This is a genomic window from Archangium gephyra (genome assembly GCF_049060025.1).
GTDB lineage: Bacteria > Myxococcota > Myxococcia > Myxococcales > Myxococcaceae > Archangium > Archangium gephyra_A.
This window is the reverse complement of the sequence record NZ_JBMEQQ010000002.1, coordinates 7,234,444-7,258,969: the sequence shown is the minus strand read 5'-3', so window position 1 is coordinate 7,258,969 and position 24,526 is coordinate 7,234,444. Positions and strand designations below refer to the sequence as shown.

Below are 24,526 nucleotides of genomic sequence, written 5' to 3'. Positions count from 1 at the left end.
CGCGACGCTGAACGCCTCCTCCCTCACTCGGAAGGTGTGGTCCGCCGAGCGCTTACGTCGAGGAGCGGATGCCCAGGCTGGACGAATTCTGCGAGGATTTGAGGCACCGGCTGGCGTACGACCCACAGACGAAGCAGGAGCTGTACTACTCCGAGCTGGATGTGCGGGCCTTCGTGGCGGAGCTCGCCATGAGTCGGCTGCACCTGCTCCAGGGCATCAGCGGCACGGGCAAGACGAACCTCGCCCGCGCCGTCGGGGGAAACTTCACGCTCATCGAGGTGCAGGCGGGTTGGCGCGACCAGGACGATCTGCTGGGCTACTTCACCGAGGACGAGCGTCGCCAGCCGCGAGAGTTGGATGAGGAAGGGGTGGGCAATGCATGAGCTTTGTCTTCAGAAATCGCATCCACGGGGTGGAGCGTGAATCCATCACCTCGTTGGCCGTGTGGCCGTGCCTGGCCAATGGGTGCTGGAGGCGTCCGGTGACGCCTGTCACAACCGGAAGCTTGCCCGAACCTGGACTACCTGCTGCCGGACGGGCGGCCTGAGCGGAGCGTTCAGGACAACGAGACCCGGCATTCGATCCCGCGCTTCTCCCGAGTGAGCGCGACATCGCCCTGCCGGGGAGAGCAGGCCGGAGGGGTTCATCTGCCTGGGGTTGCCGCGTTTGCCCCAACGACGGCAAGGACTCGGGACAATGCCACCGGTGCAGGGGCTGACAGCGGGGCTTCGCGCTGCGCCGGCATGAGCAGGCGCGCGGGAGCCCGCAAAGGCGAAGGCCCCGAGTCCTCACGTGTGTGAGGACTCGGGGCCTTCAAAAAAATCCGGCAGCGACCTACTCTCCCGCGCGGTTTCCCGCGGAGTACCATCGGCTCTGGAGGGCTTAACTTCCGTGTTCGGGATGGGAACGGGTGGGACCCCTCCGACATTGCCACCGGAAAACTGTGACTTAGTACATACAAAGGGTAGTTTTCAATTTCTAGCTGGAGAAGCTGGTGCCTTCTTCCGGGCCCGGCGCCGCTCTTCGGGAGCGCGCTCGGGGCCTCGACCTTGGACTCGAATCCCTTGTTGCCCCCCCGTTGAGGTGGAGCTCGTGAGAGATTGAGGTAAAGTAAGCCGCACGACCAATTAGTACCGGTTAGCTCAACGCGTTACCGCGCTTACACACCCGGCCTATCAACGTCGTAGTCTTCGACGGGTCTTCAGGGGCTTGCGCCCGGGATACCTGTTCTTGAGGTCGGTTTCCCGCTTAGATGCTTTCAGCGGTTATCCAATCGACACATGGCTACCCAGCGATGCCTCTGGCGAGACAACTGGTACACCAGCGGTGTCTCCAACCCGGTCCTCTCGTACTAAGGTCAGAGCCTCTCAAGTATCCTACGCCCACAGCAGATAGGGACCAAACTGTCTCACGACGTTTTGAACCCAGCTCGCGTACCGCTTTAATTGGCGAACAGCCAAACCCTTGGGACCTGCTCCAGCCCCAGGATGCGATGAGCCGACATCGAGGTGCCAAACCTCCCCGTCGATGTGAACTCTTGGGGGAGATAAGCCTGTTATCCCCGGAGTACCTTTTATCCGTTGAGCGATGGCCCTTCCATTCAGGACCACCGGATCACTATGACCTGCTTTCGCACCTGCTCGACCTGTCGGTCTCGCAGTCAAGCTCCCTTATGCCATTGCACTCGACGCCCGGTTTCCAATCGGGCTGAGGGAACCATCGCGCGCCTCCGTTACATTTTGGGAGGCGACCGCCCCAGTCAAACTACCCACCAGACAGTGTCCCAACTCCCGCTAAAGGAGCATGGTTAGACACCAGAATCCGACAGGGTGGTATTTCACCGTTGCCTCCACCGAACCTAGCGGCCCGGCTTCAAAGGCTCCCACCTATCCTACACAGTCGAACCCTAGTGTCACTGTCAAGTTGTAGTAAAGGTTCACGGGGTCTTTCCGTCTTGCTGCGGGTAAACTGCATCGGCACAGCTATTTCAATTTCGCTGAGTCCCTCTCCGAGACAGTGCGGAAGTCGTTACTCCATTCGTGCAGGTCGGAACTTACCCGACAAGGAATTTCGCTACCTTAGGACCGTTATAGTTACGGCCGCCGTTTACTGGGGCTTCGGATCATCGCTTCGCCTTGCGGCTGACGAATCCCCTTAACCTTCCAGCACCGGGCAGGAGTCAGACCCTATACGTCGGCTTCTTGCCTTCGCAGAGTCCTGTGTTTTTGGTAAACAGTCGCTACCGCCATTTCTCTGCAACCTCTCTCGGCTTCGGCTGTACGCCTACACCTACCAGAGGCCCACCTTCTTCCGAAGTTACGGTGGAAATTTGCCTAGTTCCTTGGAGGAGAGTTCTCTCAAGCGCCTTAGGATTTTCTCCTCACCCACCTGTGTCGGTTTGCGGTACGGACACCCTGTAGACTCCCCGCGGAACTTTTCTTGGAAGCCGAGCATCAACGACTAATCCCTTGCGGGACGCCATGGGGTCTCGGGGATAGCTGCCGCGCCTTTTCATCGTACGCGACACCCCTACGCCTTTGGACTGGCACAACCACCGGCCAGCTCGTCTAGCTTTCTCCGTCCTTCCTCGGTTCAACGTCTACAAGATGGCGCAGGAATATTAACCTGCTTTCCATCACCTACGCCTTTCGGCCTCGGCTTAGGTTCCGGCTAACCCTGGGAAGATTAACTTGACCCAGGAAACCTTGGGTTTACGGCGAGGGGGTTTCTCACCCCCTTTATCGCTACTCATTTCGGCATCAGCACTCGCAACCACTCCAGCAGCCCTTGCGGTCTACCTTCGCCGTAGTTGCAACGCTCCCCTACCACTGCATACGCCTGACGTATGCAATCCGAAGCTTCGGCGCTAGTCTTGAGCCCCGTTACATTTTCGGCGCGGCCTGTCTCGACCAGTGAGCTATTACGCTTTCTTTAAAGGATGGCTGCTTCTAAGCCAACCTCCTGGTTGTCAATGACCTGCCACATCCTTTCTAGTGTTCACTTAGACTAGACTTGGGGGCCTTAGCTGTCGGTCTGGGTTATTCCCCTCTTGCCAATGGACGTTATCACCCACTGACTGCTTCCCGGGCTAACAATTACTGGCATTCGGAGTTTGGTACGGTTTGGTAATCTGGTGAGACCCCTAGCCGTTCCAGTGCTCTACCTCCAGTATTGAATTACCCAAGACGATACCTAAATATCTTTCGGGGAGAACCAGCTATCACGGAGTTTGATTGGCCTTTCACCCCTACACACAGCTCATCCCAGAAATTTTCAACTTTCATGAGTTCGGTCCTCCATGAGGTGTTACCCTCACTTCAACCTGGCCATGTGTAGATCACCCCGCTTCGGGTTATAATGCACGCAACTGTAGTCGCCCATTTAGGACTCGCTTTCGCTCCGGCTCCACCTATCGGCTTAGCCTCGCTACGTACATTAAGTCGCCGAATCATGATGCAAAAGGTACGCCCTCGCACTGGGTTGCCCCGTAGTGCTCGGACTGCTTGTAGACATGCGGTTTCAGGTTCTTTTAATTCCCCTCACTGGGGTTCTTTTCACCTTTCCCTCGCGGTACTAGTCCACTATCGGTCGCCAAGGAGTATTTAGCCTTACCGGATGGTCCCGGCTGATTCAGGCAGGATTGCACGTGTCCCGCCCTACTTGGGTAACCCGCTCGGCCTCCACCAGTTTTCGCGTACGAGACTGTCACTCTCTTTGGTGTACCTTTCCAGGTACTTCCGCTAACCGGCAAAGGTCCTACCGCGGACCCGCAACCCCGCTGCCACTTGCGTGACATCGGTTTAGGCTGTTCCCGTTTCGCTCGCCACTACTCCGGGAATCACTCATTGTTTTCTTTTCCTCAGGGTACTGAGATGTTTCACTTCCCCTGGTTCGCTCCTTCGGCCCTATGTATTCAGGCCGAGGTAATGCGGTTTTCACCGCACTGGGTTTCCCCATTCGGACATCTCCGGCTCAACGTTCGGTTGGCAACTCCCCGGAGCTTTTCGCAGCCACCCACGTCCTTCTTCGCCTCTTGGCACCTAGGCATCCACCGCACGCCCTTAGTAGCTTACTTACCTTAATCTCTCGCAAGCCCGCCTCACGGCGAGACTTCAACTGACTCGAGACCAAGGTCCAGGCCCCAGCTCTTCGCTGCGGACCCGGAAGAATGCATTTGCTTGAGCCCACCTGCTTCCAGCGCGCCTGGCCTCTCGGCTCAGTCTCGCTTTCGGCTGGTGAGTCGAACTTCTCTCAGCAGAAATTGAATTCTACCCTTCGTATGCACTTGTCAAAGAACGCTCTGAGGACTTCTCAGAAACTTGTGGAGCTGATCGGGATCGAACCGACGACATCTAGCTTGCAAAGCTAGCGCTCTCCCAGCTGAGCTACAGCCCCGGAAATGCGTCGTGGTACTCCAACCTGCCGGCTGTCATCGCTTCACCCGTCTTCCCCGCTGGGAAACTGGTGGGCCTAGGTGGACTTGAACCACCGACCTCGCGCTTATCAGGCGCGCGCTCTAGCCAGCTGAGCTATAGGCCCAGTTGGTGAGTTACCCGTTCAGCTACTTCTCTTTCAAAGAGCCAAGTCGCGTGGACTCGGTCCCTCAAAACCAAACAGCAAGCCCAAAACGATTGCGAAACGTTGACCTGGTCGACCTATGGCAGCTTGCGCTGCTGGTGCACCCTGCTGCGCCGAAGCGCGCGCCGTGCACCCGGTCTCCTTAGAAAGGAGGTGATCCAGCCGCAGGTTCCCCTACGGCTACCTTGTTACGACTTCACCCCAGTTACCGACCACTCCTTGGGCACCCCTTGGTGGGATGACTTCTGGAGCAATCGACTCCCATGGTGTGACGGGCGGTGTGTACAAGGCCCGGGAACGTATTCACCGCGGCGTGCTGATCCGCGATTACTAGCGATTCCGCCTTCATGGAGTCGAGTTGCAGACTCCAATCTGAACTGAGACCGGTTTTATGCGATTAGCTCCCCCTCGCGGGTTGGCGACGCGTTGTACCGGCCATTGTAGCACGTGTGTAGCCCTGGTCATAAAGGCCATGAGGACTTGACGTCATCCCCACCTTCCTCCGGTTTAACACCGGCAGTCCCTCTAGAGATCCGCTTGCGCGGCAACTAAAGGCGAGGGTTGCGCTCGTTGCGGGACTTAACCCAACATCTCACGACACGAGCTGACGACAGCCATGCAGCACCTGTCTCTTGGTTCCCTTGCGGGCACTCCCTCATCTCTGAGGGATTCCAAGGATGTCAAGACCAGGTAAGGTTCTGCGCGTTGCGTCGAATTAAACCACATGCTCCACCGCTTGTGCGGGCCCCCGTCAATTCCTTTGAGTTTTAGTCTTGCGACCGTACTTCCCAGGCGGAGAACTTAATGCGTTAGCTACGGCACCGCGGGGGTCAACACCCACGACACCTAGTTCTCATCGTTTACGGCGTGGACTACCAGGGTATCTAATCCTGTTTGCTCCCCACGCTTTCGCGTCTCAGCGTCAGTTACCGTCCAGGTGGCCGCCTTCGCCACCGGTGTTCCTCCCCATATCTACGAATTTCACCTCTACTTGGGGAATTCCGCCACCCTCTCCGGCACTCAAGCTCTGCAGTTTCGGGCGCACTTCCTCAGTTGAGCTGAGGGCTTTCACACCCGACTTGCAAAGCCGCCTACACGCGCTTTACGCCCAATAATTCCGAACAACGCTTGCACCCTCTGTATTACCGCGGCTGCTGGCACAGAGTTAGCCGGTGCTTCTTCTCCCGGTACCGTCAAGCCTGAGGATGTTAGCCTCAGGGTTTTCGTCCCGGTCGAAAGTGCTTTACAATCCGAAGACCTTCATCACACACGCGGCGTTGCTGCGTCAGGCTTTCGCCCATTGCGCAAAATTCCCCACTGCTGCCTCCCGTAGGAGTCTGGACCGTGTCTCAGTTCCAGTGTGGCTGATCGTCCTCTCAGACCAGCTACCCGTCGTTGCCTTGGTGGGCCATTACCCCGCCAACTAGCTGATGGGCCGCGGACTCATCTGGATGTGATAGCTTGTATACAGAGGCCACCTTTTCCCTCAGGAGCCGAAGCTCCCGGGGGCTTATCCGGTATTAGCCAATCTTTCGACTGGTTATCCCAGACACCCAGGCAGATTATCCACGTGTTACGCACCCGTGCGCCGCTCTACTAGGATTGCTCCATTCGCGCTCGACTTGCATGTGTTAGGCACGCCGCCAGCGTTCGTTCTGAGCCAGGATCAAACTCTCCAATTTTAATTTGAAGTGTTTTGAACCGGCATCGTCAGGGTCCGGCTAAGGAACTCCCGACTTCGCTGTTCAGGGCACCCCGGAATCGACTCACGCCGACTCTCTTGAGGTGCCATTTAGAATTGACTGCGGTTTCCGCAATCGTCTTCTTCTTGGGCTTGCTATTTGGTTTTCAAAGACCGAGCCGCTTGTTGCTGTTGCGACTGTGTGCTACCGTCCTGCTTGCTGCTGCGCTGCACCCCATTCAACCCCGGGGGCTGCACTCTTTATTTCGAAGCGGCTTTTCTGTCAAGCGGCCGTTGCCGCTTCGTTTTCACCGCTTCGCCTCGTCTGGATTCAACACCGCGCTTTCGCGCTTTGTTTCTTCCTTTCGAGCGGGGCGCGGAACCTACTTCGCTTCCGCTTCCCGTGTCAACTCGCTTCGTCGACTCCCTGCTTCCGCTTCGTCCCGGTGTGTCGCCTGCGCGACTTCGCCGCTTCGAGGGGAGGCGGCTTCTACCACCACCGCGTTGGGAGTCAACTTCGCTCGCCGACTTTCTATTTCGTCTTTCACTGCTTCGTCCGGGGCCTCCGTCGCCAGTGCGACGCCGCCTTTCCGTCCGAGGGGCGCGGCTTCTACCACCGCCGCGTTGGGAGTCAACCCCGTACTTCCGACTCCGTATTCCTTCTTTCAACCCGTCCGGGGGATCCCACCGCCAGCGCGGCTTCGTCTTCCCGTCCGAGGAGCGGCGTCGAACTTCCCCGCCACTCCAGCCCTTCGGCTCAAGTGGGTGGGCGCCGTTGCGCCAGCCCGTCGTGCGAAGGGAACCGATACCTAACGCCTTGTTGCGTTCCCGTCAAACCTTCTTCTTGAAGATTGATCCCGAGGAGCAGCTCAGCGCCGGGTTTCATTGGGTATAACCCTCCAGTACAGGTCTCCCCTTCCCACAAAGAAGATTTTCGCGGCCTCCACCTTCGATCTCACTGGTGGACCCGGCGACCCTCTTCTCTCAGTGAACCCGAGCGCACAGCAGGTCCATCCACACGGTGGCGCTCCTGGATTCGCTCTGCCCTATCGAGTGCGCCTGCAGTCCGTCGACTGCGGCACGAGCCTCTACCCACGCCTACCTGGTTTCCGGCGTGGTCGGCGGCGGGCCAGCGACATTCCCAGCCCACTCCCCATGAGGAGCTCCACCCTGGCGAAGAGGAAACCGACATCCCCGTCTGGCCCTTTGCCCCCAGGCAGGTCCTCGGCCCTCCCACTCAGCACCATTACCGTCTTCGCCAGGGTCAGACCGGACGGGCGCCGCCTCGCATCGCCCATAGCCCCTCCGCCTTCCGGATCATCGCCTCCCCAGCAGGCAGGGGAGCGACTTCCTCCCCTTCGCCCGAGCCGGTCTCGCGCCTATCGCAGCTCCGGGCTGCCACGGGCCTGCTACTCCTTCTTGAAGACCACGTAGCCCGCCGCCGGGATGTTCACCTTCGTGTTCCCGCCGCTCAGCTTCGCCCCGTAGTTGCCGAAGTTGTCTCCTCCGTACACCGCCGCGTCGCTGTTCAGCACTTCCTTCCAGTTCCCCGGCGGCAACGGCATCGTGTAGCCCTCCAGGTTCTCCCGGTTCAGGCTCCCCACCACCAGGTACTCCTCGCCTCCCGCCTTCCTCGTGAAGGCCATCACCGAGTCCTCATTGTGCGTGTACACCCGGTTCACCTCCGCGTCCGCGCGGAACGCCGGGCTCGAGTGCCTCAGTGCGATCGCGTCCTGGTAGAAGTGGAAGCTCTGCCGACGCGTGATGTCCAGCATCGCCTCCGTCCGCTGCTCCGCCGGCATCGCCGCCAGGCTCTCGAAGACCTTCCGGTCCTCTGCCGACAGCCCCCGGTACTCCCCATCCTTCGCCCGTGCCTCGGACGGCAGAGCGAACAGCCGCTCGTACGACGCCTTCCTCGCGTCGTTGAACGTCACCTTGTCCCAGTTCCAGTCCTTCCCCAGCGACTCCCAGCTCCAATCACTGTCCCACGTGGACGGGTTGCCCCACCGGAAGTCGTTCTGCGCTCCGAACTCGTCTCCCTGGAAGAACATCGGAATGCCCGGCCCCGCCATCCCCATCCCCGCCGCGAACCGTGCCGCGCTCCTCGACCACTGCTCCGGGAACTCCGTCGGCTTGTCCCCTTCCGCCGTGTTCATCGTCCGCTGCGCGTTCCCCACCTCGTCATGGTTCGAGATGATCGTCAGCGCCTTCTTCCACCCGTCCAGCCCCCGCGGGCTCGTCAGCATGGACATGAACGCGTCCATGTCCGTCTTCATCCCGCGCGCCGCCGCCTGGATCAGCCCCGGCTTGCTGTTGTCGTTCACCAGCCGGTGCTGGTACTCCGTGTACCACTGCGCATCGAAGCCCCCTCCCGTCCCGTCCTTCTGCGCCGGCTTCGTGATGCTCGGGTCGTAGTCGAACTGCTCCGCCACCGTCCACACGTCCGGGTTGAAGAAGTGGACCTGCCGGTTGATCTCCCGCAGCAGCTCCCACCCGTCCTTCCCTCCCACTCCCTTGATCGGCTCCGTGAAGTCGAAGCGCAGCCCGTCGAAGTGCAGCTCCTCCACCTGCGCCACCGCGTGGTCCACGAAGAACTGCTTCACCTTCGGGTTCGAATACGCCGGCACCGCTCCCCACGGCGTGTCCCGCTGCTCGAACTTCCCCGGCTCCTTCGACCAGTTGAAGAACGGGTTGTCCGGCCCTCCCAGACCCCACATCCCGTTGTAGTCCCCGTGCACGTGGTTGTAGACCACGTCCGAGATGACGTTCATCCCTCGCGCGTGAGCCTCGTCGATGAAGCGCTTCAACGCCTCCGTCCCGCTCACCCACTTCCCATCCGCATCCTCGAAGCCGAACGAGCTTCTCCACCGCCAAGCTGTTCACACCCAGGTAGCCCCAGTTCCGGTTCCCCTCCACCTCGTTCACCGGCAACAGCTCCAGCGTGTTCACCCCCAGCTTCTTGAAGTAGTCCAGCCTCGCCGTCAGATCCTCCAGCGTCGAGCGGTCCGCGTTCTTCGCCTCGCCCAGGAAGCTCCCCACGTGCAACTGGTACACCACCCACTTGCTCGGGTCCTTCTCCCGCGGCGCATTGTCGTGCTTCCACGTGTGGCTCGCCGGCTCCGTGATCACCGAACCCCGGAACGACACCCCGCTCGCCTCCGTGATGGTGTTGCTCCACGGATCGTTGTTCGGTGACTTCAGGCGCTCGCTCGCGCTCAACTTGCCGTCCCGGTTGCCGTCATCCCGCAGCCGCAGGTTGCCCTTCGCGTCCTTCTCGTAGACCTGGAACTCGTAGTGCAACCCCGTCAGCTTCTTCGGGTCGTTCACCAGCGCCGTCCACGCCCCTCCCGCATTTGTCATCCGGATGCGCCCGTCCGCCTCCACGTTCTTCGACCACAGGTCGTTGAACTTCCCGTCGTGCAGCTTGTCCACCAACGTGGCGTCGAAGTCCCCCAGCCGCGCCAACAGCTCGTCCCGGCTCAACTGCCGCCCACTCGCGTCCCTCAACACCAGGTACGCACTGTGCGCGTCCTCCTCGTCATCCACGTCGAAGCGCATCAGCTCGACGCTCTCCCCCGCGTAGCGGTTCACCTCCTTGCCCGTCTTCGCGTCCAGGTACATCCGCGACAGGCCCCGCTGCTCCCCCATCATCTCCCGCGCGTACGGGTCCGGCCGGTCACTCGTCACCCCCTCCGAGTCCACCACCTCGTAGACGTATGACTTGCCCACCAGGTCCTTCCAGCCCCCCTTCACCTTCGCCGACCAGTTGCCATCCTCTCCCCGCTCCATCGGGAAGCGCTGCACCCGCCCCTCCGCGTCCGTCACCTTCACCTGCACGCTCTTCGCGTTCCCCGCCCAGAACTTGAACGTCGCGTCCGTCCCCGACTTCCTCGAGCCCATCTCGTGGTACGTCGTCGGCGCGTACGTGGACGTCGCCTTCTTCACGTCCAGCTTCAGGTTGCCCTCCCCCATCACCGCCCACACACCCTTGCCCGTCGGGCCATCCGCCAGCACTCCCCACTCCCAGTCGTGGGGCTGGCCGTCGTCCAGCACCTCCACCGTCGCCGCCCACTTGCCGTCCCCCAGCGGCTTCATCGGAATGGTGCGCTCGTTCCACTGCGCGCTGTAGCGGCCCGCCGCGTCCCAGCTCCCCTTGAGCTGCAGATTCGTGAGCTCGGCGTGCGGCCCCGCGTCGTACACCAGCGTCACCGAGCGCTTCACCGGCGCTCCCACCGTCAGCGCATTCGCGCCCACCACTCCCGCGGCCCTCGTACCGAGCACGTTCGCCGCGGCCCCGCCACTCGTGGGCTCGAACGCGGAGCCCGCGCCCCGTGCACCCGCCGGGCGCGCCGCCGTCTCGAACGCCGAGTCCCTGCCCCGCGCCGACCCCGCCCGGGACTTCGTCTCGAAGGCGTCCCGTGCCTCGGGCGCTCCCGCCGGCGGCTTCCGCCCCGCCTCCGCCGCCGCGTCCTCCTTGCGCACCTCGCGGCTGCTCGTGGCGCTCTCGCTCTTCGGCCCGGGAACCGTGCTCTTCGGGGGCTGGTTGATTCGGGAAGTGCTCACGGACGTCTCCATCTGGCGCAGAGCCGGAAGTTGCGATGCCCAGCATTGTCGGGGCACCCACCCTCCGAGTTTCCTTCCACCAGACGTGACGCACTATGCGTCCTGCACTCCAGGCCACCCTCAGTGTGGGCTTTCGTTCATCCAGCCCTCAGGCCGCCGTTCTCAGCCCCAACCCGGCCCCTTCGAGCTCGCCGAGTGCCCCACCTCCGCTCCCCGGAAGTCTCCCCGCTGCACCCTCAGCGCGAACTTCTCCGCGTCGATCTCCTCGCGCGTGCGCAGCTTCCACCGCCGCAAGACCTCCACCGGCGGGCACCACCCCGATACCGCGTGCTGCAGCAGGAAGCCCGCCACCACTCCCGGCACCCAGAGCCACTTCCGGTCCCTCGTCACCCCCAGCACCAGCCCCACCCACGACAGCGTGGCCGCATTCGCCTGCAACACACGCTCGATGTCCCACTCGCGCTCCAGCTCCTCCAGGCGCCGCTCCACCTCGTCCTGCGGACGGTTCGCGTACCAGGCGATGCGCTCCCGCATCTCCCGCAGGATTTCCTCGTTCGCCTTCTCCGGCCCGTGCCGCCTCACCCGGTCATGACGGGGCGCGAGTAGCTGCTCCAGCCTGGCATCCATGCCGAACCTCCCTCGGGACACGTGCGCATCCCGCCGAAAGGTGGGGGCCCCGTCTCAGCGCGCCAAGGCAGTCCCTCCTCCCGGCCCTTCAAAGACAGACGGGCCACGGGGTGTCTCTCCCCGCAGCCCGCCTGACTGCCCTCTCACTCCAGGGCCTCGACGCTCCGCCTACCGCCGCCCCTTCACCTCGTCATCCGCGTCCTTGATGACCCGCTTCGCGTCCTCGATCTTCTCCTTCACCGCTCCCTTGAGCGTGTCCTTCTTCCCCTCCGCCTCCAGCTCACGGTCTCCCGTGGCCGTCCCCACCGTCTCCTTCACACGCCCCTTCAGCTTGTCCGTCCACTCACCCATGGCGTCCCTCCTTCGGTTGGTCGTCCCTGTGTCCAAACACCGACACCCCTGAAGCTACGTATTGGAGGGAGACACGGGCACTCCTCGAGCGCTCGCCCGCTCGGATGCCCTGCACAGGTCACTCCTCGCGCTGCGTGGCTCGTGGAACCGCAACCCGCCCACCGGCTATAAGCTCGTGCGCGTCCGCTTCGACCCGCAGGGCCGTCCGCTCGGCTTCGAGGACTTCGTACTTCGGCCGGCTCGTCGGAACCGCCGTGGCCGCCGATGGCTCGCTGCTGCTCACCGACGACTCCAACGGCGTCATCTCCCGCGTTTCCTACACCGGAAGCTGACCCTCCCCCGGCAACTCCCGTGAAGCCATACGCCGTGCCCGACGGACGGGAAGCCCGACACCTCCCGTCCGCCAGGCCCAGCGCTCCTTCCCCAAGGAGTCTTTTACGACGGTCTCAGCCGCAGACCGTCTCAAGCATGATGCGGCACACCTCGTACGGGTCGCAGTTGGCCGCCGGACGGCGGTCCTCGAAGTAGCCGCGGCCATCGTTCGCCGTGCCCAGCGGAATGCGGATGGACGAGCCGCGGTCGCTCACGCCCCAGCGGAACACCGTGATGGGCGCCGTCTCGTGCTGGCCCGTCAGGCGCTCCACGTTGTGCGCGCCGTACACCTGGATGTGCGCATCGTGCTTCACCCGCAGCTTCTCCATCGCCGCCTCGATGATCTTGAGGCCACCCGCCTCGCGCATCGACTTCGTGCTGAAGTTGGTGTGGCAGCCCGTGCCGTTCCAGTCACCCTTCACCGGCTTGGGGTGCAGCGTCGCGCTGATGCCGTACTCCTCGCCCATCCGGTACAGCAGCCAGCGCGCCAGCCACAGCTCGTCCGCCATCTCCAGCGCCGGCAGGGGGCCAATCTGGAACTCCCACTGCGACGGCATCACCTCGGCGTTCGTTCCACCCAGCTTGATGCCCGCGCGGAGGCACGCCTCGGCGTGCGACTCCACCAGCTTGCGGCCGAACACCTCGTCACTGCCCACGCCGCAGTAATAGCCCCCCTGCGGCGCCGGGAAGCCCTTGTCCGGCCAGCCCAGCGGACGGTTTCCCTCGAAGAGCGTGTACTCCTGCTCCATGCCGAACCACGCCTCCTCGGAAGCATGCTTCTCGGCCACCTGGCGCAGCGGCGCGCGCGTGTTGCTCCAGTGCGGGCTGCCATCCGGGTTCATCACCTCGCACAGCACCAGGATGTCCTTCGTCCCCGGCTTGAGCGGGTTGGAGATGAAGCGCACCGGCCTCAGCATCAGGTCGCTCTTCTTGCCCTCCGCCTGGTAGGTGCTCGAGCCGTCGAAGCTCCAGTCAGGCAAATCAGAGAGACTCCGGACCTCCGCCACCTCCACCACCTTCATCTTCGAGCGCAGCTTCGCAGTCGGCCGCTGCCCGTCGACCCAGATGTACTCCGCCATGACCTTGCTCATCGCCACTTCCTCCAAGGGGCCCCCACCGGGCCGGTTTTCTCGCGGCCCTCACCGGGCCTGACGCCAGGACCCTTTTGCAGATGCGGTGCCAACCGGCCCCCTCCGAGGGGGCCTCGACGGAAACCCTCGAAATGGCTCGGAACGGGCCTCGCACCCCTCGCAAGGGCCTCCCGAGATTCCGACAAATTCGTAGGAGATGAGCGAGCTTCCTACAAATTTGTCAGAATTGGTCCGGCTCCCCCCTGGTCCCGGGGCAGCGTCGGCCGCTCCCGGGCAACGAAGTACCCCCGTTGGGCACGCCAGGCCGCTCTTGATGACCGGAATCCGACGCAGGATGCCGCTCCAAGAGTAGGGCCCTGGACGCTTCGCCGCCTGCCTGCTCTCGGAACACATGACAGCCCCGCCTACAATTTTGTAGGCCTCTGGCCTGGAACCGACAAAAATGTCGGAACCGCCCGGACCCTCTTGGGACCGGCTTCGTGGGAGCACCTTCGCATGGCGAAACGGACGGAAGAGCAGACGGGCAGGCATGCCACCCTCGCCAGCCTCCTGGAGGTGAGCCAGGCCCTCGCCGACGCCCAGGACCTCCGGGCCGCCCTCCACCGCGTCCTGGAGCGGCTCGAGCGCTACCACGGTGTGGTCCGCGGCGCCGTCACGCTCACCGACCCCGACACCGGCGACCTCTACATCGAGGCCTCCATCGGCTTGAGCGCCGACGGCCGCAAGGCCCGCTACAAGCTGGGCGAGGGCATCACCGGCCGCGTCGTCCAGAGCGGCAAGCCCATCGTCGTGCCCGAAATCAGCCGCGAGCCCCTCTTCCTCCACCGCGCCTTCCTCGGCCGGCGCACGGCCAGCCAGGAGCTTCTCCTTCATCTGCGTCCCCATCGTCCTGCACCGCAAGCCCGTGGGCACCCTGGGCGTGGACCTCGCCTACCACAAGGACCGCGACTACCAGGAGGAGAGCCGCCTCTTCGGCGTCGTCGCCTCGATGATCGGCCAGGCCCTCGCCGCCCACCGCCACCTCGAGGACGAGCGCAAGAAGCTCCTCGAGGAGAACACCACCCTGCGCCAGGAGCTGCGCGAGCGCTACGACTTCTCCAACATCATCGGCACCTCCGGCCCCATGCGGCAGGTGTACGAGCAGATCCACCAGGTGGCCCGCACCACCACCACCGTCCTCATCCGCGGCGAGTCCGGCACCGGCAAGGAGCTCATCGCCCACGCCATCCACTACAACTCCACCCGCGCCAAGAAGCCCTTCATCCGGGTCAACTGCGCCGCCCTCCCCGAGACCCTCATCGAGTCCGAGCTCTTCGGCTACGAGAAGGGCGCCTTCACCGGGGCCCAGGCCCGCAAGCGCGGCCGCTTCGAGCTCGCCGAGGGCGGCACCCTCTTCCTGGATGAGATTGGTGAAATCAATCCCTCCACCCAGGTGAAGCTGCTGCGCGTCCTCCAGGAGCGCGAGTTCGAGCGCGTCGGCGGCACCGAGACCCTCAAGGCCAACGTCCGCCTCATCGCCGCCACCAACAAGGACCTGGAGACCGCCATCTCCGAGAAGGCCTTCCGCGAGGACCTCTACTACCGCCTCAACGTCTTCACCCTCTTCATCCCGCCCCTGCGCGAGCGCAAGAGCGATCTCCTCCTGCTCGCCGACCACTTCGTCGCCAAGTACTCTCGCGAGCACGGCAAGAACATCCGCCGCATCTCCACCCCCGCCATCGACATGCTCGTCAGCTACCACTGGCCCGGCAACGTGCGCGAGCTGGAGAACATCATCGAGCGCTCCGTCCTCGTCTGCGACGGCAACGCCATCCACGGCCACCACCTTCCTCCCACCCTCCAGACCGCCGAGGCCTCCGAGACCGTCACGAGCAACTCGCTCACCGACTCCGTCCAGCAGTTCGAGAAGGATTTGATCGCCGATGCCCTGAAGACCACCCGCGGCAATCGCGCCAAGGCCGCCCGGCTCCTCCAGACCACCGAGCGCATCATCAACTACAAGGTCTCCAAGTATGAGATCGACTGCTCACGCTTCCGTGCGTAGGGAGACGGCATGTCCGGCGAGACGAACCTCGGCGTATTGCTGAAGTCCATGCGGCCCGTGCTCCGCGACGGTGAGTTCGTCTTCCTCACCACCCGGCGCTCCCTGCTCGAGGTGGCCTCTCTCGCGCCCCTCGGGCTCTTCCAGGAGGAGGAGGGCCTCACCCTCATCCTCCCCCGGGAGAAGGCCGAGGCCGCCGGGCTGCCGTACACGGCCGTCTTCCGGATGCTCACCCTCTCCGTCCACTCCAGCCTCGAGGCCGTGGGCTTTCTCGCCGCCATCACGAACCGGCTCGCCTCCCGGGGCATCAGCGTGAACCCCGTCTCGGCGTACTTCCATGATCACCTCTTCGTCCCCTCCGCCCGGGCCGAGGAGGCGCTGGCCCTGCTCGTCGAGCTCGCGGGCTACGCCGCGGCCCCGGCCTGACGCCGCTTCACCTTCATCCTCAAGCCCTCGACCCCCAGCGTGATGAGCGCCCTCGGCTTCACCTCCACCCCGGGCGCCAGCTCCAGCTCGTAGCGCTGCGCGATCGCCGCGACGAGCAACTGCGCCTCCATCAGCGCGAAGCGGTTGCCGATGCACAGGTGCGTGCCCCCACCGAATGGCAGGTACGCCGGGAGTTGTCTGTCTTCCACTCCCAGGAAGCGCTCGGGCCAGAAGCGCTCGGGCTGCTCGAAGAAGCGTCCGTCCCGGTGGGTCACGTACACGCTGATGATGATCGGCGCGTGCGCGGGAATCCTGTACCCGCCGAGCTCCGTGTCCTCGAGCGGCGCTCGCTCCGCGTACCAGGCCGGCGGGTAGACACGCAGCGTCTCCCTCACCACGCTCTCCGTGTATTTGAGCTTCGGCAGGTCCGCCACCGACGGCGGGCGCCCGCCCAGCACCCTGTCCACTTCCTCCTGCAGCTTGTGGCGGATGTCCGGGTTGCGCGACAGCAACAGCCACGTCCAGCTCAGCAGGTTCGCCGTCGTCTCGTGCCCCGCGAAGAGCAGCGAGAGCGTCTGCGCCCCCACCTGCTCGTCCGTCATCCCCGTGCCGTCCTCGTCCCTCGCCATCAGCAGCATCGAGAGCAGGTCTCCCCGGTCCGTCTCCGACGCTCGCCGCTCCTGGATGATGGTCCTCGTGATGCCCTTCAGCGCCTCCACCGCCCGCCGGCTCGCTCCCCATCGCTTCACCGGCACCCACGCCGGCAGCACGGTGTAGAGCGGGTACTCCTTGTTGATTGCCCTCATGATCGCCGTGAACGCCTCGCCCACCCGGCTCGCCTCCTCCCCCGTGTCCGCGTCGAACAGCGTCTTCGACACGATCTCGAACGTCAGCCGCATCATGTCGTGCGAGATGTCCCGCGTCTCCCCGTCCTTCCACCCCTCCAGCATCCTCGTGGCGTAGCCCTCCATCACCGCGCCGTAGCCCTCGATGCGCTTGTGGTGGAAGGCCGGCTGCATCAGCCTCCTCTGCCGCAGGTGGTTCTCCCCCTCCTGCGAGAACAAGCCCCTCCCGAGGAACGACTCCATCAGATTCCGCGAGAGCACCGTCCGCACGTAGTTCTGGCTCGTGAGAATCTTCCGGATCAGCTCCGGGTGGTTCACGAAATAGAAGCGCTTGCGGCCCAGGTGGAAGCTGCTGACGTCTCCGTAGCTTCCCAGTCCCGCGAAGAAGTCGAGCTCGCTCTTCGCCACCGACAAGATGTTGCCCAACAGCGCGTTGCCCCGTGGCCCTGGAGGATGCGTGGAAGTCATATGGCCGCGAGATTAGGCCAGGGGGCGCTGGACGTCAGGGTACAACCCGGGGACCGTGGCACCCTCACCCCGTCCCTCTCCCGGGGGGAGAGGGGTATTTGGGGTGGTTGGGTGGTTGGGTGTCATGCGCTCACGGGTTTCGAGTCCTCGCTCCGCTTCATCGGCTGCGCCTTCCCGTATGTCAGCGAACGCCAGACCCACTCCACCGGCCCGAATCGGTACCTCGCCAGCCACCAGTGGCTCCACGCTACCTGCATACAGAACAGGCCCACCGTCAGCGCGATCGTCGCCGCAGGACCCGTTTTTCCCATCAGCCCCAGGCCCACCCCGCTGAACACCAGCACGCCCAGCACCGACTGCGACACATAGTTCGTCGCCGCCATCCGCCCCGCCGGGGCCAGCACCCACAACACCCTTCTCCACTTCTCCCGCTGGAACAGCAGCGCGAGGCTCGTCACGTAGAACGTCGCCAGCCCCACCGCCCCCAGCTCCCTCACCGGCGTCAGCACCAGCGTCCACGGTGCCTGCGAATCCAGCAGCTTCTTCTTCATCAGGACGCTCGCCACCACCGCCAACCCACTCCCCAGCAGCCCCACCCCCAGCCCCCAACCCCACAGCTTCCGCAACAGCCCCCGGTGCTTCTCCACGTCGTGGAAGAGCCCTCTCCTCCCCGCCCACAGCCCCAGCGTGAAGCGCCCCACCGTCGTCGCGATGTGCGAGAACATCATCGGACTGAAGAACAGCAGGAAGTACGCCTCCGTATTCGCTCGCAGCCATCTCAGATAGCCGCCGCTCGACAGGCCCTCGAAGATTCCCGCCTTCGTCTCCGCCATCGCCTTCGCCGCCGCTTTCGCCGCCGCCCTCGCGGCCTCCTGCGCCTCCGGCCCGTGCAGCAGCAGCGTCCCGTACCTCAGCAGCACCTGCGCCACCAGCGCCGGTCCGAACATCAGCACGCCCGCACACACCAGCAGCGTCCGGTCCTTCCGCGCCCGGAACAGCAACAGCAACATCCCCGCCACCGCGTACATGTTCAGCACGTCCCCGTACCAGACGCCGTACAGGTGCACGAGGCCGATCAGGTACATCACCAGCAACCGCCTCGCGTACACCGGCACCACCGTCGTGCCCCGCTTCTCCGCCCTCATCATCTGCACCGAGAAGCCCAGCCCGAACAGGAACGAGAAGATGGGCATGAACCTCCCGTTCACGAAGCCCTGGAAGAGCTCGTTCGCCGCCTGGTTCATCCACGAGGACGCCGTCTGCGCCTGCACCGCCGCCCCCCGCATCAACACCCGGCCGCTCATCCACACGTAGACGTTCGAGACGAACACCCCGCCCAGCGCGAACCCGCGCAGCACGTCCAGCACTTCCAGGCGCTCGCCCGCGTCCACAGGCCGCGCCTCGGGCACCCCTTCCACCGCCGACGGCTGGCTCATGTCAGTTGTTCCGCGCCCGCTCCGCCATCGCCCGCTCCACTTCCCGCTCCAACTCCCCTTCCTCCAGCGCGCCTTCCCTCCGCGGCGCCTCCCAGGGCGTCCGCACCGTCTCGCGCGGCTCCATCCGCTGCTGCCTCATCTGCCCGCTCGTCTCGATGGCCAGCCGCGTCGCCCGCTCCGTCAGCTTCAGGATTCCCTGCGCATCCACCACGTTCGTCGGATCCAACTGGTCCAGCGGCGTCTGCTCCAGCCTCCCCAGCGACATCCGCTCCAGCCGGAAGCCCAGCAGCTCGTTCCCCACCTCCATCATCACGTGGTCGATGAAGAGGCTCCGGTCCGCCACCAGCTCGTCGAAGTTGAACGTGCTCGCCGCGTTCGCCAGCGCGCATGCGAAGCGCTCCTCCAGCAACGCCTGCACCTCCTCCGGCCGGTTCGCCCTCGCGCACCCCACCTCCCTCGCCACCCGCAGCACCGCCGCCTCCACCCGCTCCACCTTCACCAGGAACGTTCCCCTCACGTCCACCCGGATGCCGTCCAGGCACGACAGGCCCAGCTTCCCCCTCCGCTCCACCACCACCTTGCGCACCGACAGGTCCAAGACCTCCCCGCGTTGCACCATCGGCAGCACCAGCCCGCTCCCAAACCGCACCCGCGTCGGCCCCCCTCCCCGCTCAATCACCAGCGCCTCTCCCGGGCCCACCCGGCGGTAGCTCGTCAGCAACACCCCGCCACACACCAGGCAGGCGGCGGCCACTCCAGCAAGCGCGAGCAGGACGGGCATCTCCACGTTGGAACGGCTCCAGTCAGGGGGGGCCGAGACTCCAGCACGCCCCCCACCCCTCACGCCAGGGGCCATCCTCTCCCCCTGGCCCCCTGGTGTAGCCTCTTCACCATGCGTCCTATCGATATCTGCACTGCGGTCCTCGTCACCACCGGCAACCGAGCCCTGCGCGAGCCCTCGAAGACCCGCTGGGATGCCATCGAGGAGCTGCTCGGAATCCGCCTCCGCCCCCACAGCCCCTTCGACTCCCGCGTCACCTTCGTCGACGTCGGCGGCGAGCACGTGTCCTTCGAGGAGTGGTTGGAAAACCGTCCCGCTCCCACCGCCCGCCTATGGCTCGCCCCCTTCCCCCAGGACCCCTCCACCGACTCCAGTCTCCAGGGGCTCCCCGAGGACGTCCGCGAGGCCATCGACAGCGGCGGCCTCGGCTTCCTCGTCTACTCCGACGGCCAGCGCCTCGAGCGGTTCGTCCCCCGCGAGGTGCAGCCCCTGACCTACGAGATTTCCGGCCCCCAGCTCTACGCCTTCATCCTCGGCCGCCGCAACGCCTCCGCCCTCTCCGAGGCCCTCGCCACCGAGCTCGGTGTCCCCCTCGAGCAGCTCGAGCCCCACCTCGCCTCCTGCTCGCCCGATGACATGCAGGACGTCATCCCCCGCTTCATGTCCGCCGGCGCCGACATCGAGCACTCCTCCTCCGGGGAGGACGGGCCCGACGAGGCGGACGTCGACACCTGGAACGCCTTCTTCTCCCCCTCCGCCTCCGACTCCGGCCTCTCCTTCGAGCTCCTCTACGCCGGGCCCGGCTCCGAGGCCGACCTCGAGCGCGACCTCGACTCCGCCCGCGCCTCCCTCGCCTCCGCCCTCGAGGCCATCCACGAGTTCGCCCACGCCCAGGGCCTCCGCTCCTGGGAGAAGCACTTCCGCCGCGCCCTCCTCCGCCTCTCCCTCGAGCCCCAGCCCCTCGAGGACCTCGTCGAGCTCCTCCTCCTCAACGCCCTCCCCACCCCCGCCATCCAGCTCGCCCTCGCCGCCGCCGCTTCCGATGTCTTCGGCGGCATGGGCTCCTGGAATGACATGTCCTTCGACGGCCAGACCGGCGAGCTCTACGTCTCCCTCTCCGATCGCCTCTTCTCCGCTACCCGCTCCGCACTCCGCACCAGCCTCAACCGCTCCGCTCTTTGAGCTGGGGCTGAGTGGGTCCTCACTTGGGGACCCGAGTGGGGTTCAGCTCGAGGCCCGGATACCCTCACCCCGACCCTCTCCCGGGGGGAGAGGGAGTGGATGCGCGGGGTGGATGCGGCAGCGGGGTTGAGCCTCCGCCCTCCGCTACTCCTTCTTCGCGTCCTTCGCTTCCTTGCGCCGGCTCATCATCTTCTGCAGCTTCTTCATCTTCTCCAGGATGAGGCTCCTCTTCAGGTTCGAGAGGTGATCCACGAAGACGTGCCCATCCAGGTGATCGATCTCGTGCTGCAGCACGTGCGCCAGCCGCCCCTCGGCCTCCAGCTCGTGCCACTCCCCCACACGGTCCTGGTACTTCACCTTCACCTTGTGGAAGCGCGGCGTCTTCTCGTACTGGTCCGGCACCGACAGGCACCCCTCCTCCAGCGTCACCGGCCCCGATTTCTCCAGAATCTGCGGGTTGATGATCTCGAAGAACGTCCCGTCCTCCCTCCCCACCCACGAGCACCTCAGCGATACCCCGATCTGGTTCGCCGCGATCCCAATCCCCTCCGCCTCCTTCATCGACTCGAGCATCTCGTCCAGCAGACTGGTGAGCTTCTCGCTGAAGTCCGTCACCGGCTTCGTCGGCGTGTTGAGGACCTTGTTCGGCCAGATGACGATGTCCCGTGCCATTCGGTGTCTCTTCTCCCTGCGTGAGCGCGTGAACCGCCCTTCTACACCGGGCCCGCCCGCTCGCCAGCCCCGAGTGTCACCCTCCTGTCTCCACCTCGACGCCCCACCCCCTTGAGCCCACGGGGTGCGTGTCTGCTACACCCCCGGTATGCACCCCAACGCCCAGCTCCTCACCGACTTCTACGCCGCCTTCGCCCGCCGCGACGGCGACGCCATGGCCACCGCCTACCACCCCGACGCCGAGTTCTCCGACCCCGTCTTCCCCGGCCTGCGCCACGCCCGCACCACCTCCATGTGGCGCATGCTCTGCGAGCGCGGCACCGACCTCGAGCTCACCCTCAAGGACGTCCAGGCCGATGACCGCTCCGGCCGCGCCCAGTGGGAGGCCCGCTACACCTTCAGCACCTCCGGCAGGAAGGTCCTCAACCGCGTCACCTCCGAGTTCGAATTCAAGGACGGCAAGATTCTCCGCCAGACCGACCGCTTCGACTTCTGGACCTGGGCCCGCCAGGCCATCGGCCCCGCGGGCCTCCTCCTCGGCTGGACCCCCCTCGTGCGCAACAAGGTCCAGTCCCAGGCCCGCCGCTCGCTCGACAAATACATGGAACAGCGTGGAATCAAGGGAGCGTAAGGCTTTCCCTAATTCCTTTCATTGTCCTTCCAGAGCCCGACAAGTCTTCTGACCCTGGAGGAACAGCACACCGGCGGCCCGTTGCGTGGAGCGGGCCCCGGTGGCCGGTCACCTGGCACCCACCAGGGTCCTTCCCCACCCCTCACCCGAGGGATTTTCCCTCTGGAAATCCCGCCTCTCCCCCTCCCACCGCCATCGCCCCACAGACCGCCCGGATGCCCGGCATGAGCGTGGAAAGATGTATCAACGCCACACTTCAATGACGAACATCACGTGGTATCAATGCAAGATTTCAGCAGCAACATTCCATTTGTATTTGCCGCTGAGAATTCGTATTGGTTTATCTGCGTGAGTTCACGCGGGCCAGATGGGCCTCGAGCGAAGCGAAATATTTCCGCTCCCGGTGCAGAAACCAGGATGAAAGGAAATGAACCTTCGAGGAGATCCCACCCGGTCCCGTCGTATCAACGTCTCGTGAAGGAGCACTCCAGAGAGAGTGCGGGAGGCATCATGAGGGCAGTGCTGAACCACATCTCCGAGCGTCAGTCCCGAATCGCCGAGCACCACGTGTTCGAGGGTCTTCAGCAGGAGGGGCCGCTGGAGAAGGTGCTCGGGTTCGCCCCTCGCCTGGCCTTCTGGGTGATGAGCTTCCAGGACGTGCTGCGCCTCAACGCCCAGCGGATGCAGGACCCGGAGCTGGCCATGCTCATGCTGCGCCACCGCCAGGAGGAGCGCGGACATGACAACTGGTTCTTCGAGGACGCCGCCCAGCTCATGGGGCGCCCCTTCAAGCTCACCGAGCCGTGGAGCCGCGGCCATGAGGCCATCCGGGACGCCAGCTACTCCATCCTCGCCGAGGTGATGCGTCCGATGGATGACAGGCTGCGCATCGTGCTGGTGCTGACGCTGGAGTCCACCAGCCACGCCTTCTTCAGCCGCACCGCCAACCTCCCGCAGACGCTCAGCCAGGGCAAGCGCCTCAAGTACTTCTCCAACCACCACATGGAGGCCGAGGAGCAGCACGAGGTCTTCGAGGAGCAGATGGAGGCGATGCTGCTGGGCATGGAGCTGAGCCCCGAGCTGCGCGCCGAGGCCATCGCGCTGGTGGACCGCCTCTACGCGGCCTTCCACTCCATGTTCGATGGGTTGAAGGCGGAGCAGCCGCAGGCCGCGGTCCAGCCCGAGCTCCACAAGCGTCCGGCCGTCACCGCCAAGCGGGCCCTGGCCGCCGCCGCTCCCTGAGCGCTCGCTTCCCGCGCTCCACGCCGTTCCGCGTCACGTCGTTCCGGGTGCTCCCGAGCACCCCCTTCTTCAACGGCCGCCGGCAGCTCGTCGCGCCGGCCACTCCCGGGGGCCCTACGGGGCCTCGACGGTGTTGAAGAAGGACTTGATGACCTCCTTGCCCTTCACCTCCCACACGATGACCTGGCCCTGGCGGATGAAGTAGCTGTCCCCGGCCTTGTACTTGTGGGTGTTGCCCGCCTCGTCCGTCAGCGTGACCTCGCCCTCGAGGATGGTGGCGTGCTCGGTGAAGGGGAAGTGGATGCGGATCTTGCCCTTCGTCGCCTTGAAGAGGCCCGCCGCCACGGGGCCCCGGGCGTAGTCGATGCGGGCGAAAATCTGGGGGTTGCCCTCCAGCACCCTGCCCCCCAGCCCCTCCGGCGCGCCCAGCGACACGAAACCGTCCTCGCTCACCTTGCCCTTGAGCGAGTAGACGATCATCGCCTTCGCGGAGGCCCCGGCGCTGTCCGCGCCCTCCAACGCCGCCGAGGTGCTCCCGAAACCGTCCGCCTGCTGCTCCGCCCCACCACACGCCGTCAGGAAGCCCGCGAGAACGACAGCGCCGAGGTTCAGCATGCGGTGGAGGCAAGCGCGACGGAACATGAACACTCCCGGTTTCGTTGTTCGCAAAGATTTATGCCACCCCCTGAATCCAATGTCTATGCAAATTCAGCGTGGGACGCGAAAAACAAACCGGAAGTCGCTCTTTTGACTCTCACCCTCAGCGCTGTCTGTCTACCATTGGCTCCGTCTGTCTACCATTGGCCCCGTCTGCCTTACCACTTGAGGTGGTAGGTGCAGACGCGGCCTCCCTTGGTGCGGCAGGACGAAGCGTCGTGGTCGATGCGCAGGCGGATGGAGCCCTTGGGCTGGAAGCGGTCGTAGAGGGCTTCCATGATTCCCTGGTCGAACTCGCAGGGGTACGGGTTGTCGGCCATCATGCGGGCGGAGCGGTCCCCCTCGGGGGTGAAGCGGTAGCTGCCGATGTCGCCCTTGCCGCGGTGGTTCATCCGGTAGGCCACGTCCAGCGAGCCCAGCGCCGAGCCGAACGAGTCGATTCCCGGAGGGAAAACCGCGCTCTTGGGCACCGCGCGGCCGATGGCCCGGGTGGTGTTGGGCCCCACCTGCTTGAGGATGTCGTCGAAGCTGTCGAGGACGCTGGGCATCGGGTACCACTTCTCCGGATCCAACGGCTCGATGCCGTGAGAGGCCAGCACCCGTTGCGCCTTGAGCTTGAGGAACTCCATGGCGTTGATCAGTGCCTGTACGCTCTTCCCATACACTTCGACATGACCTGAAAGTGCGTTGCGCGTCATGAACACTCCTTACTCTGGCTCTCGCGAGCATTACCCAAACACGAGGCAGCGGGGATTCTCCCTCAAGCGCCCGCCCTCAGGCGAGACGCGTCGGCGCTTGATTCGAGAATTCCACCTCAATCAATTATTTTCCGCGCGGCTGTCCAAACCCAGCCGTGTGTCACACATTGCGCGGGAAATTCCA

General features: G+C 64.4%; 17 protein-coding genes, 2 tRNA genes, 3 rRNA genes and 1 pseudogene. 6 read left to right on the top strand and 17 right to left on the bottom strand.

The window, feature by feature from the left end; translation table 11 throughout:
• Positions 1 to 68: 68 nt before the first annotated feature.
• Complete coding sequence (locus tag ACN28I_RS31695; protein ID WP_420945645.1) at positions 69 to 383, top strand: hypothetical protein; 315 nt, start codon at positions 69 to 71, stop codon at positions 381 to 383.
• 438 nt (positions 384 to 821) lie between these two features.
• Here ACN28I_RS31695 and rrf read toward each other — a convergent pair.
• The 11 genes and pseudogenes from rrf to ACN28I_RS31640 form a co-directional block, all read right to left on the bottom strand.
• Positions 822 to 938, bottom strand: a 5S ribosomal RNA gene (gene rrf, locus ACN28I_RS31690).
• A gap of 168 nt (positions 939 to 1,106) precedes the next feature.
• Positions 1,107 to 4,075, bottom strand: a 23S ribosomal RNA gene (locus tag ACN28I_RS31685).
• A 247-nt stretch (positions 4,076 to 4,322) separates the two neighbouring features.
• Positions 4,323 to 4,395, bottom strand: a tRNA-Ala gene (locus ACN28I_RS31680).
• Between the two features lie 67 nt (positions 4,396 to 4,462).
• Positions 4,463 to 4,539 (bottom strand) — tRNA-Ile (locus tag ACN28I_RS31675).
• A 185-nt stretch (positions 4,540 to 4,724) separates the two neighbouring features.
• Positions 4,725 to 6,260 (bottom strand): 16S ribosomal RNA (locus ACN28I_RS31670).
• Together the 16S, 23S and 5S rRNA genes with 2 tRNA genes alongside form the textbook arrangement of a ribosomal RNA operon.
• 1,408 nt (positions 6,261 to 7,668) lie before the next feature.
• Positions 7,669 to 9,030, bottom strand: a complete 1,362-nt coding sequence (locus tag ACN28I_RS31665; RefSeq protein WP_420945644.1) for an alpha amylase C-terminal domain-containing protein — start codon at positions 9,028 to 9,030, stop codon at positions 7,669 to 7,671.
• A gap of 946 nt (positions 9,031 to 9,976) precedes the next feature.
• Positions 9,977 to 10,159: pseudogene (locus ACN28I_RS31660) on the bottom strand (hypothetical protein); the annotation flags it as partial.
• Between the two features lie 825 nt (positions 10,160 to 10,984).
• Complete coding sequence (locus ACN28I_RS31655) at positions 10,985 to 11,449, bottom strand: YgaP family membrane protein (protein WP_420945643.1); 465 nt, start codon at positions 11,447 to 11,449, stop codon at positions 10,985 to 10,987.
• Positions 11,450 to 11,617: 168 nt separating this feature from the next.
• The gene (locus ACN28I_RS31650) at positions 11,618 to 11,800 is read right to left on the bottom strand and encodes a CsbD family protein (protein ID WP_047853824.1); all 183 of its coding nucleotides are present in this window, start codon (positions 11,798 to 11,800) and stop codon (positions 11,618 to 11,620) included.
• 118 nt (positions 11,801 to 11,918) lie between these two features.
• Entirely contained in the window at positions 11,919 to 12,104 is a 186-nt protein-coding gene (locus tag ACN28I_RS31645) for a hypothetical protein (protein ID WP_420945642.1), read from the bottom strand.
• A 142-nt stretch (positions 12,105 to 12,246) separates the two neighbouring features.
• A complete protein-coding gene (locus ACN28I_RS31640) occupies positions 12,247 to 13,263 on the bottom strand; it encodes a glutamine synthetase beta-grasp domain-containing protein (RefSeq protein ID WP_420945641.1) in 1,017 nt (338 codons plus the stop codon).
• A 904-nt stretch (positions 13,264 to 14,167) separates the two neighbouring features.
• Here ACN28I_RS31640 and ACN28I_RS31635 point away from each other — a divergent pair.
• Both ACN28I_RS31635 and ACN28I_RS31630 read left to right on the top strand, forming a co-directional pair.
• Entirely contained in the window at positions 14,168 to 15,307 is a 1,140-nt protein-coding gene (locus tag ACN28I_RS31635) for a sigma-54 interaction domain-containing protein (protein ID WP_420945640.1), read from the top strand.
• Between the two features lie 9 nt (positions 15,308 to 15,316).
• Positions 15,317 to 15,730, top strand: a complete 414-nt coding sequence (locus ACN28I_RS31630) for an ACT domain-containing protein (RefSeq protein WP_420945639.1) — start codon at positions 15,317 to 15,319, stop codon at positions 15,728 to 15,730.
• Here ACN28I_RS31630 and ACN28I_RS31625 read toward each other — a convergent pair.
• The 3 genes from ACN28I_RS31625 to ACN28I_RS31615 form a co-directional block, all read right to left on the bottom strand.
• Entirely contained in the window at positions 15,709 to 17,043 is a 1,335-nt protein-coding gene (locus ACN28I_RS31625) for a cytochrome P450 (RefSeq protein ID WP_420945638.1), read from the bottom strand. The genes ACN28I_RS31630 and ACN28I_RS31625 overlap by 22 nt on opposite strands.
• A gap of 122 nt (positions 17,044 to 17,165) precedes the next feature.
• Positions 17,166 to 18,479, bottom strand: coding sequence for a DUF418 domain-containing protein (locus ACN28I_RS31620; protein WP_420945637.1), 1,314 nt, complete (start codon positions 18,477 to 18,479; stop codon positions 17,166 to 17,168).
• Between the two features lies 1 nt (position 18,480).
• Positions 18,481 to 19,260, bottom strand: a complete 780-nt coding sequence (locus tag ACN28I_RS31615) for an SPFH domain-containing protein (protein WP_420948755.1) — start codon at positions 19,258 to 19,260, stop codon at positions 18,481 to 18,483.
• 111 nt (positions 19,261 to 19,371) lie between these two features.
• Here ACN28I_RS31615 and ACN28I_RS31610 point away from each other — a divergent pair, with 111 nt between their 5' ends.
• Entirely contained in the window at positions 19,372 to 20,442 is a 1,071-nt protein-coding gene (locus ACN28I_RS31610; protein ID WP_420945636.1) for a hypothetical protein, read from the top strand.
• A 144-nt stretch (positions 20,443 to 20,586) separates the two neighbouring features.
• On the opposite strand, the gene def is transcribed toward ACN28I_RS31610, so the two are convergent.
• Positions 20,587 to 21,114: a peptide deformylase gene (def, locus tag ACN28I_RS31605; RefSeq protein WP_420945635.1), complete on the bottom strand. Its 528-nt coding sequence runs from the start codon at positions 21,112 to 21,114 to the stop codon at positions 20,587 to 20,589.
• 124 nt (positions 21,115 to 21,238) lie between these two features.
• Here def and ACN28I_RS31600 point away from each other — a divergent pair, with 124 nt between their 5' ends.
• Both ACN28I_RS31600 and ACN28I_RS31595 read left to right on the top strand, forming a co-directional pair.
• Positions 21,239 to 21,745 (top strand): nuclear transport factor 2 family protein, encoded by a 507-nt coding sequence (locus ACN28I_RS31600; protein WP_420945634.1) that lies wholly within the window; start codon positions 21,239 to 21,241, stop codon positions 21,743 to 21,745.
• A 510-nt stretch (positions 21,746 to 22,255) separates the two neighbouring features.
• On the top strand, positions 22,256 to 22,987 hold the full coding sequence (locus ACN28I_RS31595; RefSeq protein WP_420945633.1) for a hypothetical protein: 732 nt from the start codon (positions 22,256 to 22,258) through the stop codon (positions 22,985 to 22,987).
• Positions 22,988 to 23,101: 114 nt separating this feature from the next.
• Here ACN28I_RS31595 and ACN28I_RS31590 read toward each other — a convergent pair whose 3' ends face one another.
• Both ACN28I_RS31590 and ACN28I_RS31585 read right to left on the bottom strand, forming a co-directional pair.
• Positions 23,102 to 23,629 carry a cupin domain-containing protein gene (locus tag ACN28I_RS31590; RefSeq protein WP_420945632.1) on the bottom strand — a complete coding sequence of 176 codons (528 nt, stop codon included), beginning with the start codon at positions 23,627 to 23,629 and terminating at the stop codon, positions 23,102 to 23,104.
• A gap of 173 nt (positions 23,630 to 23,802) precedes the next feature.
• Entirely contained in the window at positions 23,803 to 24,342 is a 540-nt protein-coding gene (locus ACN28I_RS31585) for a hypothetical protein (protein WP_420945631.1), read from the bottom strand.
• Positions 24,343 to 24,526 lie beyond the last annotated feature (184 nt).